At 69.4% G+C, this 18,032-nt stretch carries 11 protein-coding genes; 8 read left to right on the top strand and 3 right to left on the bottom strand.

The annotated features are described in order from the left end of the window. The coding region (locus tag PHA29_RS08845) for a DUF4012 domain-containing protein (protein ID WP_270849237.1) at positions 1 to 2,094 on the top strand (2,094 nt) is incomplete at its 5' end. Positions 2,095 to 2,410: 316 nt separating this feature from the next. On the opposite strand, the gene PHA29_RS08840 is transcribed toward PHA29_RS08845, so the two are convergent. Further along, on the bottom strand, positions 2,411 to 3,928 hold the full coding sequence (locus PHA29_RS08840) for a carboxypeptidase M32 (RefSeq protein ID WP_270849236.1): 1,518 nt from the start codon (positions 3,926 to 3,928) through the stop codon (positions 2,411 to 2,413). A gap of 494 nt (positions 3,929 to 4,422) precedes the next feature. Between PHA29_RS08840 and pheS the strand changes: the two genes are divergently transcribed. The 3 genes from pheS (at position 4,423) to PHA29_RS08825 (ending at position 9,098) form a co-directional block, all read left to right on the top strand. Next, positions 4,423 to 5,499 (top strand): phenylalanine--tRNA ligase subunit alpha, encoded by a 1,077-nt coding sequence (gene pheS, locus PHA29_RS08835; RefSeq protein WP_270575150.1) that lies wholly within the window; start codon positions 4,423 to 4,425, stop codon positions 5,497 to 5,499. Between the two features lie 81 nt (positions 5,500 to 5,580). After that, entirely contained in the window at positions 5,581 to 8,040 is a 2,460-nt protein-coding gene (gene pheT, locus PHA29_RS08830) for a phenylalanine--tRNA ligase subunit beta (RefSeq protein WP_270849235.1), read from the top strand. Between the two features lie 242 nt (positions 8,041 to 8,282). Continuing rightward, complete coding sequence (locus PHA29_RS08825; RefSeq protein WP_270849233.1) at positions 8,283 to 9,098, top strand: hypothetical protein; 816 nt, start codon at positions 8,283 to 8,285, stop codon at positions 9,096 to 9,098. Between the two features lie 246 nt (positions 9,099 to 9,344). Here the strand turns inward: PHA29_RS08825 and pyk are convergent, their stop codons facing one another. After that, the gene (gene pyk / locus PHA29_RS08820) at positions 9,345 to 10,805 is read right to left on the bottom strand and encodes a pyruvate kinase (RefSeq protein ID WP_270849231.1); all 1,461 of its coding nucleotides are present in this window, start codon (positions 10,803 to 10,805) and stop codon (positions 9,345 to 9,347) included. A 513-nt stretch (positions 10,806 to 11,318) separates the two neighbouring features. On the opposite strand from pyk, the gene PHA29_RS08815 reads away from it, so the two are divergent. Next, positions 11,319 to 12,608, top strand: coding sequence for an MFS transporter (locus tag PHA29_RS08815; RefSeq protein WP_270849229.1), 1,290 nt, complete (start codon positions 11,319 to 11,321; stop codon positions 12,606 to 12,608). A gap of 36 nt (positions 12,609 to 12,644) precedes the next feature. On the opposite strand, the gene PHA29_RS08810 is transcribed toward PHA29_RS08815, so the two are convergent. Then, positions 12,645 to 13,646, bottom strand: coding sequence for a LacI family DNA-binding transcriptional regulator (locus tag PHA29_RS08810; protein ID WP_270405747.1), 1,002 nt, complete (start codon positions 13,644 to 13,646; stop codon positions 12,645 to 12,647). Positions 13,647 to 14,024: 378 nt separating this feature from the next. On the opposite strand from PHA29_RS08810, the gene PHA29_RS08805 reads away from it, so the two are divergent. The 3 genes from PHA29_RS08805 to PHA29_RS08795 all read left to right on the top strand — a co-directional run. Then, positions 14,025 to 14,996, top strand: a complete 972-nt coding sequence (locus PHA29_RS08805; protein ID WP_270405748.1) for a dihydrodipicolinate synthase family protein — start codon at positions 14,025 to 14,027, stop codon at positions 14,994 to 14,996. Between the two features lie 238 nt (positions 14,997 to 15,234). Then, positions 15,235 to 16,551, top strand: a complete 1,317-nt coding sequence (locus tag PHA29_RS08800) for an Nramp family divalent metal transporter (RefSeq protein WP_270849228.1) — start codon at positions 15,235 to 15,237, stop codon at positions 16,549 to 16,551. A gap of 591 nt (positions 16,552 to 17,142) precedes the next feature. Beyond that, the coding region (locus PHA29_RS08795) for an HAD-IC family P-type ATPase (protein ID WP_270849226.1) at positions 17,143 to 18,032 on the top strand (890 nt) is incomplete at its 3' end.

Here is an 18,032-nt window from a genome sequence, read left to right as displayed (position 1 = left end):
CCCGGTCCCGCCCCGCGCCCCGCGGGCGGGGCGAGCCAGGATACCTTCCAGTTCGTCGCCCTCGCCAACAGCAGGCCGAATTCGGGGCGCCGCACCCCCGGCGCCCCCGCCGGCCGCCCCTCCGACCCCGCGCCCGCCCGCCCGGTCCAGCGCATCGAGACCGAGGGCGCCGGCGGTCCGCGGAACGGCGGTCCCGCGTCCTCTTCCGCACCCCATCCCCATGAGGCGCAGAAGGCCGAGTTCTACGACTTCAACATCCCCTACGGCGAGGACGGGGACTCCCGCGTCGAGGGTGACCTCGTGCGGCACCGCCATCGCCGCGGGGAGAAGCGCCGCCGCCGGGTCGTCATCGCGATCGTCGCGGTGCTCGTCGCGCTCGTGGTCGCTGCCGGCGCCGGCGGCTTCGCGCTCTACCGCTCCGCGCAAAGCGTCCAGGACCAGGCGCGCACCGCGCTGTCGCTCGTGAGCGGCATCCAGGGCAAGGTGACCTCCGGCGACTTCGCCTCGCTGCCGGACGACGTCCGCCAGATCGACGAGCTGTGCGCCTCCATCCAGGACGAGGTCTCGAGCCCGCTGTGGACGGTTGCCACCTTCATCCCCGTGCTGGGCGGCGACGTCGATGCCGCGCGCACCCTGGTCGACGTGCTGGCCGACGTGTCCTCGGGCGCGCTCGTGCCCATCGCCGACAACCTCGCGGAGGCAACGCCCGGCAAGCTGCTGCAGGACGGCACGATCAACGTGAGCGCCGCCCAGGCGCTCGCCGATTCGGTCGCCGGCAGCGCCGCGGTGCTCGACGACGCCAACGAGCGCGTGCAGGCCATCGGCGACACGCACATCACTCAGGTGACCGAGTTGGTCGACACCGCCAAGAGCGGCTTTGCCGCCCTGTCCGGCGCGGTCGACGCCGCGGAGAAGGTCGCGCCCGTGCTGTCGCAGATGCTCGGGGCGGGCGGCCAGACCCGCACCTACCTCATCGTCGCGGAGAACAACGCGGAGATTCGCGCCCTCGGCGGCTTCAGCGGCGCGGCGGGCATCCTCACGGTGACCGACGGCACCATCGACCTGCAGGAGTTCGAGAGCACGCAGACCCTGCGCAACTCCGGCGGCCCCACCGACCAGATCCAGATCTCCGACGAGGAGATGCTGCTGTTCCAGCCGGACGGCGAGACGCTGAACTTCACCGCGGGCGACTCCTTCTTCGTCCCCGACTTCCCGCGCGGCTCCGAGCTGACGCGCACCATCTGGGCGATCAACCACGACGGGCAGACCGTCGACGGCGTGTTCGCCATCGACCCGGTCTTCCTGCAGTACATGCTCCGGCTCGTCGGCGGGGTCACCGCGATCGACGGCACACAGGTGGACGGCACCAACGCCGCCCAGGTCCTTCTGTCCGACGTCTACTGGCACTACCCGACTGACGGCCAGATGCAGGACGCGGTGTTCGCCTCGGTCGCCTCCGCGGCGTTCGACAAGCTCGTCGGGGGCCTGGGCGACCTCGACTTCGCCCAGCTCATCGAGGCCGTCGGTCGCGGCGCGTCCGAGGGGCGCCTGCTGATCTGGATGGCGGACGAGGCGGAGGAGACGGCGATCCGCGAGGTGGGCGTCGACGGCTCGCTGCCCACCGACCCGGCCGACCCCGAGACCGGGGTGTACGTCAACAACTACAGCTACTCGAAGCTCGACTGGTACCTCGACCTGAACGTCGAGAAGAGCAGCGGCATCAAGTCGGGCGACGGGTCGGTCACCTACAGCATGAAGGTGACGCTGACCAACACCATGACCGAGGAGGAGGCGCAGAACCTCCCGTCCTACGTCCGGGCGCACAACAGCAGGCTGCAGCCCTCCGAGGAGCTGCTGCGCCTGTACCTGTACGCGCCCGCGGGCGGGACGATCTCCGACGCGACGGCGAGCAAGGACTCGCTGTCCGAGGCCACCCACAACGGGCTGCAGGTGCTCTACTACGACGTCCGCCTGCTGCCGGGGGAGACCTACGAGGTCACGTACACGGTGACGGTCCCTGCCGAGGGCGGCGACCAGGAGCTCGAGGTGCGCTCGACCCCCACCGCCCAGGAGGCCCGCCAGGGAACCGTCTAGCGGGATGCCGTGTCGGGCCCGTCCCCGCGGTGCACCTGCGGGCCCGCGGGCCCCGCGTCCCCGTACGCAGAGGACCCCGCCGCGCAGGTTCGACTGCGCGACGGGGTCCTTTTCTATCTCCGGCGGTTCCGCAGCTCCGTCACCGGGCGCGCGGGGGCGCGGCCGAGAAGCGGGCTGTCGGCTGCCCGGGCGCCGCCCGGCTGCCCGGGGCCCGACTGCCCGGAGTCCGGCGGTCCGGATGTCGACCGGCGCTGGGCGCGTACCCGGGCGTCGGCCGCGGCCGCATCCGTCACGGCCGCGGCGCCGGGCGCGCCGCTTACAGCGCGTAGAGCGCGCCGAACTTGCGCGCCAGATAGGAGCAGTAGTAGCTCGCGTCGAACGGCGCCCCGCACGCGCCGCCGATGAGCTCGGGCGCATCCTTGGAGCGGCCCCAGCGCCAGATCTTCGCGCCGAGCCGTGCGCGCACGGGGGAGAGGTCGCCGCTCTCGCACGCCTCGCCCAGGTCGACCCCTTCGGCCACCATCGCCTCAACGAGCTGCGCGTCGTAGGCGCTGCCCAGCGCGTAGGTGGGGAAGTACCCGAAGCTGCCGCCCGACCAGTGGGTGTCCTGCAGGCATCCGCGGGTGTCGTCGGGGACCTCGATGCCCAGGTACTTCCGCGTGAGCTCCGCCCACAGGCGCGGGATGTCGCAGGCGCGCGCCTCGCCGGCGAACAGCAGGCGCTCGATCTCGTAGCGGATCATGATGTGCAGCGGGTAGGTGAGCTCGTCCGCCTCGGTGCGGATGAGCGAGGGCTGGGCGATGTTGACGGCGCGGTACAGCTCGTCCTCGGAGACGTCGCCGTACGTGTCGGGCACGCGGCGGCGCAGGATCTTGAGCAGCGGCCCCATGAACGGGCGGCTGCGCCCGACGATGTTCTCGAAGAAGCGCGACTGGCTCTCGTGGATGCCCATGGAGGTGCCGCCGGCGAGGCAGGTGTAGGCGTAATCGGGGTCGACGCCCAGCTCATATATGGCGTGCCCCGCCTCGTGGATGATCGAGTACACGTTGGAGATGAGGTTGTCCTCGTAGATGTGGGTCGCGATGCGCGCGTCGCCGGGTGCGAAGCCCTCGGAGAAGGGGTGCTCGGTGAAGGCGAGGGCGGTGTCGGCGCGGTCGATGCCGACGAGGTCGATGAGGTCGAAGGAGATCTGGCGCTGCACCGCGTCGGGGACGCGGTCGGAGAGGAAGGAGGCGTCGGGCTGGTAGCCGCGCTGCACGATGCCGTGGACGAGCGGGACCACGGTCGCGCGCACCTGCTCGCAGAACGCGTCGAACTGCGCGGCGGTGAGGCCGCGCTCGTACTGGTCGAGCATCACGTCGTAGGGGTCGCGGGAGGCGTCGAGGCGCTCGGCGCGCTGCTTCAGGGCCGCGACGATGCGGTCGACGTACGGCTCGAACGACGCCCAGTCGTTGGCCGCCTTGGCGCGGTGCCACACGGCGTCCGCCTCGCAGACCAGGCGCGTCCAGGCGGCCTCCTCCTCGGTGGGGACGGCGGACGCCTCGCGCTGGTCGCGCGCGAGCACGCGCACCTCGTCGGCCAGCTGCCCCGATATCTTCCCCTTCCTGGCGGCCTTCTCGAGGCTGCGGACGAGGTCGCGGGACTTCTCGCTCGTGAGCAGCTCGTGGTGCGCGCCGGCGAGCGCCGCCATGGCCTCCCCGCGCGCCTCGGCGCCGTTTTGCGGGGCGATGGTCGCCCCGTCGAACTCGGCGATCTTGAGCAGGTACTCGCGGGTCCACAGCTTGCGTTCGAGACGGCGGAGCTTGCGGGAGAGCTTCTTCACGTCGTCGGCCATACGGGCTCCTTCCTACGGGTCTCATGGACAATTCCAGTGTAGCGTGGGAGGGTCCGGGCCGGCGCAGCGCGTGCGCGAGAAAATGGGGACAGGCACTTTTTTCCCGTAATGGGAAAAAAGTGCCTGTCCCCATTTTCCCGCGAACCCACCGCCGCCATCGGAGCGGCGTTGTGCTATCCTTGCCCCCAACGCGATGACGGAGAGGGTCGTATCCGCCGCGTCCGGCGCAGAGAGGGAGGGTCACCGGCTGAAAGCCTTCCCGCCAGGGCAAGGGTGCGACGTTCACTCCCGAGCAGCGACCTGAACGGCGCCGCGCCCCGCATCTTCGGCGGCAGTGCGCTGAGTAGGGAAGCCGCCGGCCCGAGCGACAGAGGGCGAAAGGGGGCATGCCGGGCCTGACATCCGGCAGCCAAGCAAGGTGGTACCGCGGAACATTCCGTCCTTGGGTCTCGACCGACCCGAGGACGGTTTTTTGTTAGAGGAAGGATGGATACATGAGCCTGATCGACGATCTTGACGAGCTCGAGGCCCGCGCGAGGGGGATGATCGAGGGTGCCGACGGCACCGACGCCCTGGAGCGTGCGCGCGTGGCGCTGCTCGGCCGCAAGGGTGAGATCACCTCCGTCATGCACATGATGGGCAAGGTCGCCCCGGAGGAGCGCCCCGTGCTGGGCAAGCGCGCCAACGAGCTGCGCCGCCTGGCCGAGAGCATGATCGAGCGCCGCGGGAAGGACCTGCGCCGCGAGGCCCTGAGCTCCCTCATGGCGACCGAGGCCGTCGACGTCACCCTGCCGGGAGCGCGCCCCAAGCTCGGCCACCAGCACCTCATCAGCCAGATCATCGAGGAGATCGAGGACGTCTTCTGCGGGATCGGCTACACCGTGGAGAGCGGCCCGCAGGTCGAGACGAGCTGGTGCAACTTCACCGCGCTGAACGCGCCCATGGACCATCCCAGCCGCAGCGCGCGCGACAGCTTCTATATCGTGGACAACGCGCCCGGCTCGGTGGACCATCCGGAGGAGCACGCGCACGGCGAGTCCGACGTCCTGCTGCGCACCCAGACCTCCGGCGTGCAGGTGCGCACCATGCTCGCCAACAAGCCGCCCATCTACATGATCGCCCCGGGCACGGTCTATCGCCCCGATACGGCGGATGCCTGCCACCTGCCCCAGTTCAACCAGGTCGAGGGCCTGGTGGTCGACCGCGGCATCACCTTCGGCGACCTCAAGGGCACCCTCGACTACTTCGTCAAGTGCATGTTCGGCGAGGAGCGCAAGACCCGCTACCGCCCGCACTTCTTCCCCTTCACCGAGCCCTCCTGCGAGGTGGACGTGAGCTGCGGCGTGTGCCACGGCGAGGGGTGCGCCTTCTGCAAGCACTCCGGGTGGATCGAGATCCTGGGCTGCGGCATGGTCGACCCCAACGTGCTCGTGAACTGCGGGATCGACCCCGACGAGTACTCCGGCTTCGCCTTCGGCGCCGGCGTGGAGCGCATCGCGGCTCTCCGCTACGACCTGCCCGACCTGCGCTCGCTCATGACGGGCGACATGCGCTTCCTGGAGCAGTTCTAGCCCGTGCGCCCCGCATGCGGCGGCATACCGCGCCGCCGCGGGTCTTCGAGTGGATTCATTCGCGTGTAAGGAGTTGTACGAATGCGCGTTCCCTATAGCTGGCTCCAGGAGATGGTGGAGGTCCCATCCGACCCCGCCGAGCTGGTCGCCGAGTTCATCCGCACCGGCACCGAGGTCGAGTCCGTCGACACCGTCGGCGAGTCGTTCGACCATGTGGTCACGGCCCAGGTCGTGTCCAAGGAGCCCCATCCCGATTCCGACCACATGTGGGTCACGAAGGTCGACGTGGGCGGGTTCAACGTCGGCGAGGACGGTGAGCCCGAGCCCCTGCAGATCGTCTGCGGCGCCCAGAACTTCAACGAGGGCGACCATATCGTGACCGCGATGATCGGCGCCGAGCTGCCCGGCGGCGTCAAGATCAAGAAGTCCAAGCTGCGCGGCGTCGTGTCCTGCGGTATGAACTGCTCGGCCCGCGAGCTGGGTCTGGGCGGCGACCACTCCGGCATCATGATCCTGCCGCCCGACGCGCCCGTGGGCGTGCCGTTCGCGCAGTACCAGGGCACCTCCGAGACGGTGCTCGACTGCGAGATCACCCCCAACCGCCCCGACTGCCTGTCCATGGTCGGCATGGCGCGCGAGGTCGGCGCCATCTACGACCGCGACTACCATGTCGATTACCCCGCGATCGCGAGCGAGACCGGCCGCCCGACGGCCGACGAGCTCTCCGTCGCCATCGACGGCGAGGGGCTGTGCAGCCGCTACGTGGCCCGCATCGTGCGCAACGTGAAGGTCGGGCCCTCGCCCGACTGGATGTTCCGCCGCCTGACCGCGCTCGGCATCCGTCCGCACAACAACATCGTGGACATCACCAACTACGTCATGATGCTCACCGGCCAGCCCCTGCACGCCTTCGACCTGTCGACCTTCGCCGAGCGCGACGGGCACCGCTCCGTGGTGGTCCGCGCGGCGCGCGAGGGCGAGCGCTTCCAGACGCTCGACGGCGTCGAGCGCACGCTCGCCGAGGGCATGGGCCTCATCACCGACGGCGAGCGCCCGGTGGCGCTGGCCGGCGTGATGGGCGGCATGGACTCCGAGATCGAGGACGACACCGTCGACGTGATGGTGGAGAGCGCCTGCTTCGACGCCGGCCGCACCTCCCATACGAGCCGCGACCTCTCGCTCATCTCCGACGCCTCCATCCGCTTCGAGCGCCAGGTCGACGAGACCGGCTGCGTCGACGTGGCGAACATCACCTGCGCCCTCATCGAGCAGCTCGCCGGCGGCGAGGTGGCGCCGGGGTACGTGGACGTCTACCCCGCGCCCGCGCACATCGAGGCCATCGCCCTGCGCATGGGCCGCGTGCACGACATCTGCGGCGCCCCGATCGACGAGGGCTTCGTCGAGCGCGCGCTCACGCGCCTGGGGTGCACGGTCGAGCGCGGCGCCGAGGAGGGCGTCCTGCTCGTGACCCCGCCGAGCTTCCGTCCCGACCTGCCGCGCGAGATCGACCTCATCGAGGAGGTCCTGCGCCTGTGGGGCATGGGCCGCGTCGAGGCGACCATCCCGGCCGCGCGCAACCATATCGGCGGCCTCACGCGCGACCAGCGCGCGACCCGCGAGATCGGGCGCATCATGCGCGCCTGCGGCCTGAACGAGACCACGACCTACTCCTTCGCGGCACCCGGCGACCTCGAGCGCGTCGGCATGTCGACGGAGGGTCGCGGCGTGCCCGTGGTGCTCATGAACCCGCTGGTGGCCGAGCAGACCGAGATGCGCCGCTCCCTGCTCCCGGGCCTTCTGCAGTCCGTCGCCTACAACGAGGCGCACGGCACCGCCAACGTGCAGCTCTACGAGATCGGGACGCTGTTCCACGGGCGCGAGAACGCCAGCGCGCCCAAGGAGCGCGAGAGCCTGGCTGGCGTGCTGTCCGGCGCGATGGGCGACATCACCTGGATCCAGAAGTACCGCCCGCTGCGCTTCTTCGACGGCAAGGGCGTGGTCGAGGAGCTGCTCTCCCAGCTCCGCGTGGAGAAGGTCCGCTTCCGCCCCGCCGAGGGCGAGGGCTATGCGTTCCTGCAGCCCGGACGCGGGGCCGAGGTCCTGTCGGGCGGCACGGTGCTCGGTTGGGTCGGCGAGATCCATCCCGACACGCGCGAGGCCTTCGACATCGACCTGCCCGTGGTCGCCTTCGAGCTGAACCTCGAGGCGCTGCTGCGCGCCGCCCGCCCGCACGGGGCGTACCGCGACTTCTCGAGCTTCCCGCCGGTCGAGCACGACATGGCGATCGTGGTCGACGAGTCGGTGACCTGCGAGGACCTCGAGCGCCGCATCAGGTCCGCGGGCGGCAAGCTGCTCGCCGGCGTGCGGCTGTTCGACGTGTACCGCGATGAGGAGCGCGTGGGCGCCGGCAAGAAGTCCATGGCGTTCGCGCTCACCTACCGCGCGGTAGACCACACGCTGACCTCCGAGGAGGTCGAGAAGGCCCATTCGCGCCTGGTCGCCAAGGTCTGCAAGGCCACCGGCGGCGAGATCCGCTCGTAGGTCCGCGCGGCATCGCGTTCGCTGCACCGGACGGGTCCGCGCCCCCTCCGCCCCACGGCGGGGCGGAGGGGGCGGCTCCATCCCGTGCGGCGGCGGGCGCGGTGGGCCGCCCGCCTGCCTCGCCCGGCGATGGCGGCGGGCGAGGCGGGAAGGAGACGGGCGCTGTTGCCGAGTGGCCTGTCCGCCGCGGGCCCCTCGGGCGCGCCCGCACGACGCTCGGGCGAGGGGGGAGGATGTTCGATATGCCCAGCTGGAACATACATATCGCGCAGACGGAGCGCCTGATCGCGCGCGGCGGCGCCGTGGCGCGGGCGGTCCGGGACCGCAACGCCTTCCTGTTCGGGAACCTGGTGCCGGACATCATGGTCGGGTACATGGTGCCGGGCGTCGAGGAGCCCATCGCGTATCGCACGACGCATTTCGCCGCGCCCGAGTTCATCCCCAAGCCGCGCGAGCGCGAGTTCTGGGACGACTACGTGGCGCCGGCGTGGGGACGTCTGGACGAGGCGGACCGCACCTGCGCGATCGTGCATCCCGGCAGCATCGCGCGCGAGCGCGAGCGCATCGACCGCATCCATTTCCCGCAGCGGTTCGAGGATGCGGGGGAGCCCGACCGGCCCGGTCCCGACGGCGCGTCGGAGGCGGGTCCCGCCCGCACCGCGTTCGACCTGACGCTCGGCGCATGGGCGCATCTGCTGGCGGACAACCTGTGGAACACGCGCGTGAACGAGTGCCTCGACGCGAACGGTATCCGGCCGAGCCGGGAGTTCCGCATCAAGAAGCAGGGGGACTTCGACGGGTTCGGCAAGATGTTCCCCCTGGATTCGATCCCGCGCGAGACCGGTGCGCTGCGCCGGGCGGCGGCGGGGTTCGCCCAGTACCCCATCCCCGAGGGGTTCGTGCACGACGCCATCGTGGTCGCCCATGAGACGGTGCGCACCAACGGGGTGGCCGAGCACGCGCCCTACCAGCTGCTGACCGAGGGGTTCTTCACCGTGACCTTCGCCGAGGTGCTCGACGAGGCCGATCGGGCGGTCGCTGAGCGCCTGGGCTTCTAGGGGGCTGCGGGCGCATATGCCTCATGCGGGCGGGGGAACTCCCCGCAGCGGTAAAGCTGGATCGCCGAGCGGCCGGTTGCGTACATCCTCTTCATGTGGGCAGCGTACCCCGTGCAGGGCGGCTGCCCGTTCGGCGCACGTTACAGATCGGCGAAAAAACCGCCCGCCCGGGGGTTCCCGGACGGGCGGCTCGCGTTGCCGCAATGGGCTGCAGGCTCGCAGCCGGCGGGTTCGTGCGGACCCGGGTTAGCGGACCTGAGCGACGTAGGCAACGTTGGTGGACGTCGCCTTGCCGTCGAGGTGGATGGACATGCGCGGATCGCCGGCGGTGGCGACGGTGAGGTCGCCCTCCTTGACGTAACCGAGCTCCTTGGCGGTCTCGATCGCCTTGATGATCGTGCCGTTGACGGTGCCCTGGGTGATGGCGGCCAGGTGCGGCTCGACGCCCCAGTACATGATCATCTGCTGGACGGCCCACTCGTGGCGGGAGAACGCGCAGATGGGCACGTTCGGGCGGAAGTGGGAGATCAGACGTGCGGTGCGGCCGGTGGTGGTGGGCACGGTGATGCACTTGGCGCCCACGACGGTGGCCATGTTCACGGCGGACATGCCCACGACGTTGTTGATGACGCGGGTGCCGTGCGCGTTCTCGGGGGCCTTGAGCGGCGCGTGGACCGGCAGGTACTTCTCGGTCTCGTGCGCGATCTGGGCCTGCATCTTCACGGCCTCGACCGGGTACTGGCCGGCAGCGGTCTCACCGGACAGCATGACGGCGTCGGTGCCGTCGTAGATGGCGTTGGCGACGTCGGCCACCTCGGCGCGGGTCGGGCGCGGGTTGTGCTGCATGGAGTCGAGCATCTGCGTGGCGGTGATGACGGGCTTGTAGGCCGCGTTGCACTTGGCGATGATCTCCTTCTGGATGTGCGGCACGAGCTCGGGGGCGATCTCGATGCCCAGGTCGCCGCGGGCGACCATGATGCCGTCGGAGGCCTCGAGGATCTCGTCGAAGTTCTGGACGGCGAGGCCGCACTCGATCTTCGGGAAGATCGTGACGTGCTCTCCGCCGTTCAGATGGCACAGGTCGCGGATCTCCTCCACGGCGCGGCCGTTGCGGATGAACGACGCGGCGATGTAGTCGATGTTCTCCTGGATGCCGAACAGGATGTCCTCGCGGTCGCGGTCGGTGATGGCGGGCAGCGAGATGTCGACGTTGGGGATGTTGACGCCCTTGCGCTCGCCGATGACGCCGGTGTTCTTGACGACGCAGTGCATGTCCTGGCCGTCGACGCTCTCGACCTCGAGGTCGACCAGGCCGTCATCGATCAGGATGTGGGCGCCCGCGGAGACCTCGGAGGGGAGGTTCAGGTAGTCGAGCGAGATGTGGGAGGCGTCGCCCAGCCAGTCCTCGCTGGTGGGCTGCGCGGTCACGACGATCTTGTCGCCGGCGTTGACGGTGACCTTGGCGTGGTCCTTGAGCAGGCCGGTGCGGACCTCGGGGCCCTTGGTGTCCAGCAGGATGCCGACGGGCATGCCGAGCTCGCGGGCGATGCGGCGGACGCGCTCGATGCGCTCGTGGTGCTCCTCGTAGGAGCCGTGCGAGAAGTTGAAGCGGGCGACGTTCATGCCCGCCTTGATCATCTCGCGGAGCGTATCGTCGCTGTCGCAGGCGGGACCCATGGTGCAGACGATCTTGGTGCGCTTGTACATTCAGACCTCCATCTGACGTTGCCTCTGCGCTGATAAAACGAATTACCGTGCACATTATAAGCGATGCCCCGCAAGGGGGACGTAAGGCTTCGATTATCTCGGAGACGCTCCACAGTTCATACGAGAACGATTCCACATCCGCGGTTCCCTCCCGCTTGGGCGGAGGCCCGGGACGCCCTCCCGCCCCTTCGCCCGCTCCGTCTCGGAACGGGGTCGCGCTCCGGCGCGACGGGGCCGGGCACGCGCCGGAGCTGCCGCGATGCCGGGCGCCGCGGGTCGCGCGCGGGGTCAGCGCCCGTGGAAACGTATGCCGGATTCCGCGCGGGGAATCGCGCAACCGATATCACCCCGCATCGGCGGCCGGCGCCGTCCTACACTGGGAACCGGCGGCCGCCCGCGCGCGGCCGCCGCGTAGCGACAGTCAGGGCGGTCCCCGTGTCATGCCCGGATGCCGCGGCGGGGGGGGTGGCGCCGCCTTGCGGCGGTGCCTTGAAAGGGGAGCGAAGGAGGACGATGGGACGTCACGGGACAGCGGCGCGCGACGGGCGCGCGCAGGGCCTCTCGCGGGATGCGCGCGTCATGCTGGCGGCGAGTTTCTTCTACCTGGGGAGCACCATGCTGGTGAACCCCCTCATCGCGGGATTCACCGGTTCGCTCGGGGGAACGGCGGCGTTCATGGGGGTCGTCGGCGGCCTCATGAACGTGTGCTCGCTGGCGATACGGCCCATGGCGGGAAACCTCTCGGATATCGTGGCGAAGCGCGGGCTGGCGACCGCCGGGGCCGTCGTGCTGGCCGTCTCCACCTCGCTGTACGCCGTCGCCGTCGACCCGGTGCAGGTGGCCGTCCTGCGCCTGGTGAGCGGTGCGGGGTACGCGCTGTGCTCGGTGTGCATGTCGACCTGGTTCGCCTCGCTGCTGCCGCCGGCGCGCATCGGCTCGGGCATGGGCATGTTCGGGATGATGAACGCGCTCGGCATGGCGGCCGGCCCCGCCGCGGGGCTCGCCATCAGCGGCTGGCTGGGGTACCGGCCGGCGCTCGCGTTCGGCGGCATCATGGCGGCGGCCACGGTGGTGCTCGTCCGGTTCGTGGGCGATCCGGGGAAGCCCGCCGCGGCGGGATCGCGGGCCGGTTCGGGCCTGCGGGACCGGGCGGCCGCCGGCATGGGGCGGGAGGCGGGCGCCGGGGGCGCGGCCGGGCCGCATGCGCAGGGCGCCCGGCGGCGCATGGCGCAACCGCGCCGCCGCTTCGCCCTGGTGGATATGCGCGTGGTGCCGGCGGCGCTCATCGTCGCGCTGTTCACCGTGCCCTATATGGCCACCCAGTCGTTCCTGGTCAGCTACGTCGACGCGCGCGGGCTCGACCTGTCCGTGAGCCTGTTCTTCCCGGTCTACGCGGTGGTGCTGCTCGCGCTGCGCTTCGCGCTCAAGCGGAGGTTCGACACGGTCCGGTTCGGTCCGTTTCTCCTCGCGTCGTCCGTCTGCGCCGTGTGCGCGCTCGTGCTGCTCGCCGTCATGCGGGGCGACGGCGCCCTGTTCGCCGCCGCGGCGTGCATGGCGGGCGGCTACGGCGTGATGTGCTCGGTCTGCCAGGCGACGGCCGTGCGCCTCGTGGGGCCCGAGCACGCCGGCATGGCGAACAGCACCTATTACATGGGGCTCGACATCGGGATGGCACTCGGCCCCATGATCGGCGGCATGCTGTTCGGAGCGGTCGACCTCGGCCTGTTCTACCCGGTGCTCGCCGTCACGGTACCGCTCGCGCTCGCCGTGTACGCATGCTCCCGGGGCCTGCGGGCGCTGTAGCCGCGGCCGGCCTCCGAATCCCGCGGGTGCCCGGTCCTAGGCGCTGTCGCGCACCACGAGGGTCGGGGAGAAGACCAGGTGCTGGCGGGCGGGAGGCTCGCCGGCGGGCGTCTCGATGGCCTCGACCGCCATCCGGGCGGCCTTCTCGCCCATCTCGATCGCCGGGACCTCCATGGAGGTCATCGTCGTCTCGAGCATCCGTCCGATGGAATGGCCCGTCAGGCTGATGACCCGCACGTCGTCGGGGCAGCGGACGCCGCGCTCGTGCAGGACGCGCAGCGCGCCCATGCCCTGGATGTCCACCGCCGCCATGATGGCGTCGAGGCCGGGGTGCTCGTCGAGCAGGCGCGCCGCGCCGCGGTAGCCGAACTCGAAGTTGTTGGGTTCGGCGGTGCTCGACGAGGTGACGCAGATCGGCTCGAGGTCGAATTCGCGCACGGCGTCCCGGTAGCCCTCGTAGCGCCGCTTGTAGGGGGAGATGCTGCGCGGGCTGTTGATGAGGCCGATCTCGCGGCATCCCTTGCCGACCAGGTACTCAACCGCCTCGTAGCTGCAGGAGTAGTAATCGGCCACGACGCTGCTCATGCTGTGCTCCTGCATGCGGACGACCTGGATGACGGGGGTTCCCTCCGTCTGGATGTCGCGCAGCTGCCTGCCGTTGCTCCCCGTGCCGGCGATGATGATCGCGTCGGCGATGCCGCAGCGCATGCGCTCGAGGCTCTCCGCCTCGCGCTCGGGGTCGTCGCCGGTGTTGGCGAAGACGATCGAGTACCCGAGCCTGCGCGCCTCCTGCTCGATGCCCTGCGCGATCTCCGCGAAGATGGTGAGCTGCAGGCGGGGGAGGAGCACCGCGATGGTGTGCTGCCTGCCGCGTCTCAGGCCCTGGGCCACGGGGTTGGGACGGTACCCGAGCTCCTTGGCGGCGGCCAGGATCCGCGCCTTGGTCGTCGGGTGGACGTGCGCGGTGTTGTTGAGCGCGCGCGAGACCGTGCTCACGTCGACGTTGGCCAGGCGCGCCACATCTTTGAGCGTAGGCATGGCTGCCTCCTCGGTTGCGTTCCTGCGCGCAGGTGCCCGCATGGGCGCCTGCGCGGCGCGTTGCGATCCCATCCATCATACGGTAGTACAAACGATTGCGTAAATCAGGCTGTTGAAGGGTCATCGCGATGTGATGCGGCACAAAACGCGGCACGTTTGTCAATTATTGCCATGACCTGCTGCTTTTAGGATGAACGGTATTTTTCCGCAGGTGGACGGCATATCGATGCAAATACTTGCAGACGTTTGCATAAGCCTTGCGACCCGGATTTGAAGGCGGCAGAATACATGACGAGTAAAGCAAACGTTTGCATAACTTGCTATGCGGGCCCCGCGAACCCGCGCACGGCAACACAGCATGAGAAGGGATTTCCTACCATGGCCAAGACCGTCACCTTCAAGACCATCTTCCCCGCCGTCTCCGTCCCCCTGAACGAGGACTACTCCATCAACGAGGCCGAGTTCCGCGTCTACCTCCGCTGGATCAAGTCCTTCTACGGCAAGGGCATCGAGGGCCTCGTCTGCAACGGCCACACCGGTGAGATCACCAGCCTCACCCAGGCCGAGCGCAAGCGCGTCACCGAGATCTGCGCCGAGGAGTGCGGCGACTGCATGACCATCATCTCCGGCGTCAACTGCGAGCACACCGCGGGCGCCATCGAGATGGCGCGCGAGGCCAAGGAGGCGGGCGCCGACGGCATCCTGCTCATGCCGCCCCACATGTGGCTGCGCTTCGGCATGAACCCCGACGCTCCGTTCGAGTACGTGAAGGACGTCGCCGAGGGTGCCGACATCGACATCATCATCCACCTGTACCCCGCGACCTCCAAGGCGTTCTACCCGGTGGAGACCCTGGTCAAGATGTGCAAGGAGATCGAGCACGTCAAGTGCATCAAGATGGGCACCCGCGTGACCTCCATCTACGAGCACGACGTCCGCGTCCTGCGTCAGGAGTGCCCGGACATCTCGCTGATCACCTGCCACGACGAGACCCTGTGCCCCTCCTGGTTCACCGGCATGGACGGCGCCCTCATCGGCTTCGCCGGCTGCGTGCCCGAGCTCATCTGCCCGGCGTGGGACGTCTTCAAGAACCCCGAGCAGCACACCCTCAAGGAGGCCCAGGACTGGTCCGACCGCATCTACCACATCGCCCAGGCCATCTACGGCGGCGGCCAGCCCTCCGGTGAGGCCCACGCCCGCCTCAAGGAGACGCTGTACCAGCGCGGCATCTTCACCAACGCCATCATGCGCAAGCCCGTCCTCCCGCTCGACCAGGAGGAGAAGGACTGGGTCGCCGAGGGCATCAAGAACTCCGGTCTCGACAAGGTCGATATGACCCAGTTCGCCTAATCGCCGAACCAGCAGACCGTTCGAACGCCGCCGCATGCGAGGGTCCGCCCCGCATGCGGCGGGTTCCCAAGGGGCCGGACGCCCGGTCCGCCCGCCTCCCATCCCGTGAACCCGTGCGCTCGACCGCGATGCTTCGACGCCGCGCTGCACCGGCTCGGGTACCCTTGTGCACGGGAGGGATGCGGGACGGGAGCGGGCGGCTCGGGCGTCCGGCCCCTCTCGCAAGGGAGGTATCCCCATGTCCGACCCGACAGCGAAGACGGTGGACGGCGACCTCGCCCCCGCCGACAACGTCTTCGGATTCGATCCCGCGAGCGTCGAGCGACTGCCCCTGAGCGACCTGCTCAGGCGCATGGGCCCCGGATTCATCCTCGCCGGCATCCAGCTCGGCCCCGGCTCGCTCACCACCTCCGCCATGCTGGGCGGCGACTACGCCTACCAGCTTCTCTGGGTGCTTCTGCCCGTCATCTTCATGGGCACCACCTTCATCCTCGTGGCCTACCGCCTGTCCATGGCGACCGGCCTGCCCACCATCGACGCCATCCGCAAGTACTACGGCAACGCCGCCGCCACCTTCGTCGGCCTGGTGACGTTCTTCGCCTGCGTCTGCTTCAACATCGGCAACGTGGCCGGCATCGGCGCCGGCATGAGCCTGATCTTCGGCATCGACTGGAAGATAGGCGCCGCCATCGTGATGGTGTTCGTGTTCCTGTGCTACTTCCTGAAGGGCGTGTACGGCAAGATCGAGAAGGCCGTGACCGCGTGCATCGCCATCATGGCAATCGCGTTCATCGTCGTGCTCGTAATGACCGGCGGCCCCGACTGGGCCGGTGTGGGCGCGGGCCTCACCCAGTGGCAGTTCCCCGAGGGCTCCATCGTGACCGTGCTCGGCTTCCTCGGCTCCTCCGCCTCCGTGCTTGCCGGCATGTACGGCACCTACCTGGGTGCCGAGAAGGAGTGGAAGAAGCGCGACCTGTTCAACGGCGTCATGACCGCCGACGCCCTGGCCCAGGTCGTGGGCACCGTGGTCATCAGCGGTGTCGTGATCCTCGTGGGCGCCATCGTGCTGAACCCCACGGGCACCGACATCAAGAACCTCGGCGATCTGGCCGCCATGCTCGTCCCCGCCTTCGGCGGGTTCGCGAACATCGTGATGGGCATCGCGTTCCTCGCCGCGGCCTTCGCCGCCATCATGGGAAACACCGGTCGCTGCTCGGTGTTCCTGAACGCCGGCCTGAACAAGCCGACCAAGCTCGACGGCAGGAACATCAAGATCACCGCCGCAGTCATCCTGGTCGGCGCCATGGCGATCGCCTTCGTCTACGGGAGCTCGCCCATCCAGCTGACGTACTTCTCCAACGTGCTGACGAGCATCGGCACGCCGGTCGCGGGATTCTTCATCACCCGCATGATCTGGCGCAAGGACGTCCACCGCGGCGTCAAGCCCCCGCGCGCCTTGCAGATCTGCATGACGTTGAGCTACATCTTCTACACCGCGCTCATGCTCTTCGCGCTCTACCGCGCCGTGCCGAACTTCCTTGGCTCGATCATGTAGCGCACGCCGGCGCGCCCGCCATCCCGGGCGCGCCGCCCGAAACACGCTCTCCCTTTTCCCTGCGCGGGGGCCGCGATCTTGGCGCGGCCCCCGCGTCGTCTCATGGCGGGCCCGCGCGTTCCGGGCGCCCGCGCTGTGCCGGGCGGACCGGGCGGTCGCCGCGTACCCCGGGCGCCCCGGCAGACCCCGGCGGTTCCGGGCGCCCCGGGCGGACCGGGCGGCCACCGTGTGTCCCGGCGGGTCCGCGCTGTGCCGGGCGGCCACCGTGTGCGACCGTTCACCGATAGGGGGTCGTTTGGTTCTCCGTCGTGCCGGTCCGCGCCCCGTGCGCCGCGGATGCGCGGGAACGGCGGCGATACGGGGCGGACCGTGCGGGTCCGCCCCTGTCCCGGCGCCGCCCCCGGCCGCCCCGGCGTCGCGTCGCCCGCCGCGCCTATGTGAACCCCGTGTAGTTTTTGAGGTATTATTTTGACCGTTGTAAGCCGTCGGCCGGTACGCAGCCTCTAGAGGCCCTTGCCCCTTCTACCGGGGAATTAAGATCGGGCAAAATCTGCTGGTCGGCACGTTGTTCCCAAGAGGGGGAAGCAAAGTATGCAGAAGGAATACTTGGCTTCGGCAGAGGAGGTGCTCGAGGAGCAATCCTCGAACCCTGAAACCGGCCTTGCCGCGTCGACCGCGCAGGAGCGTCTGGCGCGCTACGGCCTCAACAAGCTCGACGAGGAGGAGAAGACACCGCTGTGGATCCGCTTTTTCCAGCAGATGGCGGACCCCATGGTCATCATGCTCATCGTCGCCGCGGTCATCTCGGCCGTCACCGGCATGATCCAAGGTGAGTCCGAGTGGGCCGATGTCATCATCATCATGACGGTCGTCATCATCAACTCTGCCCTCGGCGTCATCCAGGAGGCGAAGTCCGAGGAGGCGCTCGCCGCCCTGCAGGAGATGAGCGCCGCCCAGTCCAAGGTCATCCGCGACGGCAAGATGACGATGCTCCACTCGTCCGAGCTCGTCCCGGGCGATATCGTCCTGCTGGAGGCCGGCGACTCCGTGCCCGCCGACTGCCGCGTGCTCGAGAGCGCCTCGATGAAGATCGAGGAGGCCGCGCTCACCGGCGAGTCCGTCCCGGTCGAGAAGCACGCCGACGTCATCGCGCTCGACCCCGGCGTCGATGACGTGCCGCTGGGCGACCGCAAGAACATGTGCTACATGGGCTCCACCGTGGTCTACGGCCGCGGTCGCGCCGTCGTGGTGGGTACCGGCATGAAGACCGAGATGGGCAAGATCGCCGGCGCGCTCAACGAGGCCAAGGAGGAGCTCACCCCGCTTCAGATGAAGCTCGCCGAGCTGTCCCGCATCCTGACCATCATGGTCATCGTGATCTGCGTGGTCATCTTCGCCGTCGACCTGCTGCGCTCCGGCATCGGCAACGTTATGGCCGAGCCGCACATGCTGCTCGACACCTTCATGGTCGCCGTGTCGCT

It is taken from the genome of Candidatus Collinsella stercoripullorum, assembly GCF_027669965.1.
Taxonomy (GTDB): domain Bacteria; phylum Actinomycetota; class Coriobacteriia; order Coriobacteriales; family Coriobacteriaceae; genus Collinsella; species Collinsella stercoripullorum.
The sequence above is the reverse complement of the archived record's forward strand: the minus strand, read 5'-3'. Positions and strand labels throughout refer to the sequence as shown.

Bases quoted from the DNA above. Each gene is read 5' to 3' on its own strand.
- PHA29_RS08805 (WP_270405748.1), top strand. From the start codon at position 14,025: ATGGCCAAGACCGTCACCTTCAAGACCATCTTCCCCGCCGTCTCCGTC.
- PHA29_RS08815 (WP_270849229.1), top strand. From the start codon at position 11,319: ATGGGACGTCACGGGACAGCGGCGCGCGACGGGCGCGCGCAGGGCCTC.
- PHA29_RS08800 (WP_270849228.1), top strand. From the start codon at position 15,235: ATGTCCGACCCGACAGCGAAGACGGTGGACGGCGACCTCGCCCCCGCC.
- pheT (WP_270849235.1), top strand. From the start codon at position 5,581: ATGCGCGTTCCCTATAGCTGGCTCCAGGAGATGGTGGAGGTCCCATCC.
- PHA29_RS08810 (WP_270405747.1), bottom strand. From the start codon at position 13,646: ATGCCTACGCTCAAAGATGTGGCGCGCCTGGCCAACGTCGACGTGAGC.
- PHA29_RS08825 (WP_270849233.1), top strand. From the start codon at position 8,283: ATGCCCAGCTGGAACATACATATCGCGCAGACGGAGCGCCTGATCGCG.
- PHA29_RS08840 (WP_270849236.1), bottom strand. From the start codon at position 3,928: ATGGCCGACGACGTGAAGAAGCTCTCCCGCAAGCTCCGCCGTCTCGAA.
- pheS (WP_270575150.1), top strand. From the start codon at position 4,423: ATGAGCCTGATCGACGATCTTGACGAGCTCGAGGCCCGCGCGAGGGGG.
- pyk (WP_270849231.1), bottom strand. From the start codon at position 10,805: ATGTACAAGCGCACCAAGATCGTCTGCACCATGGGTCCCGCCTGCGAC.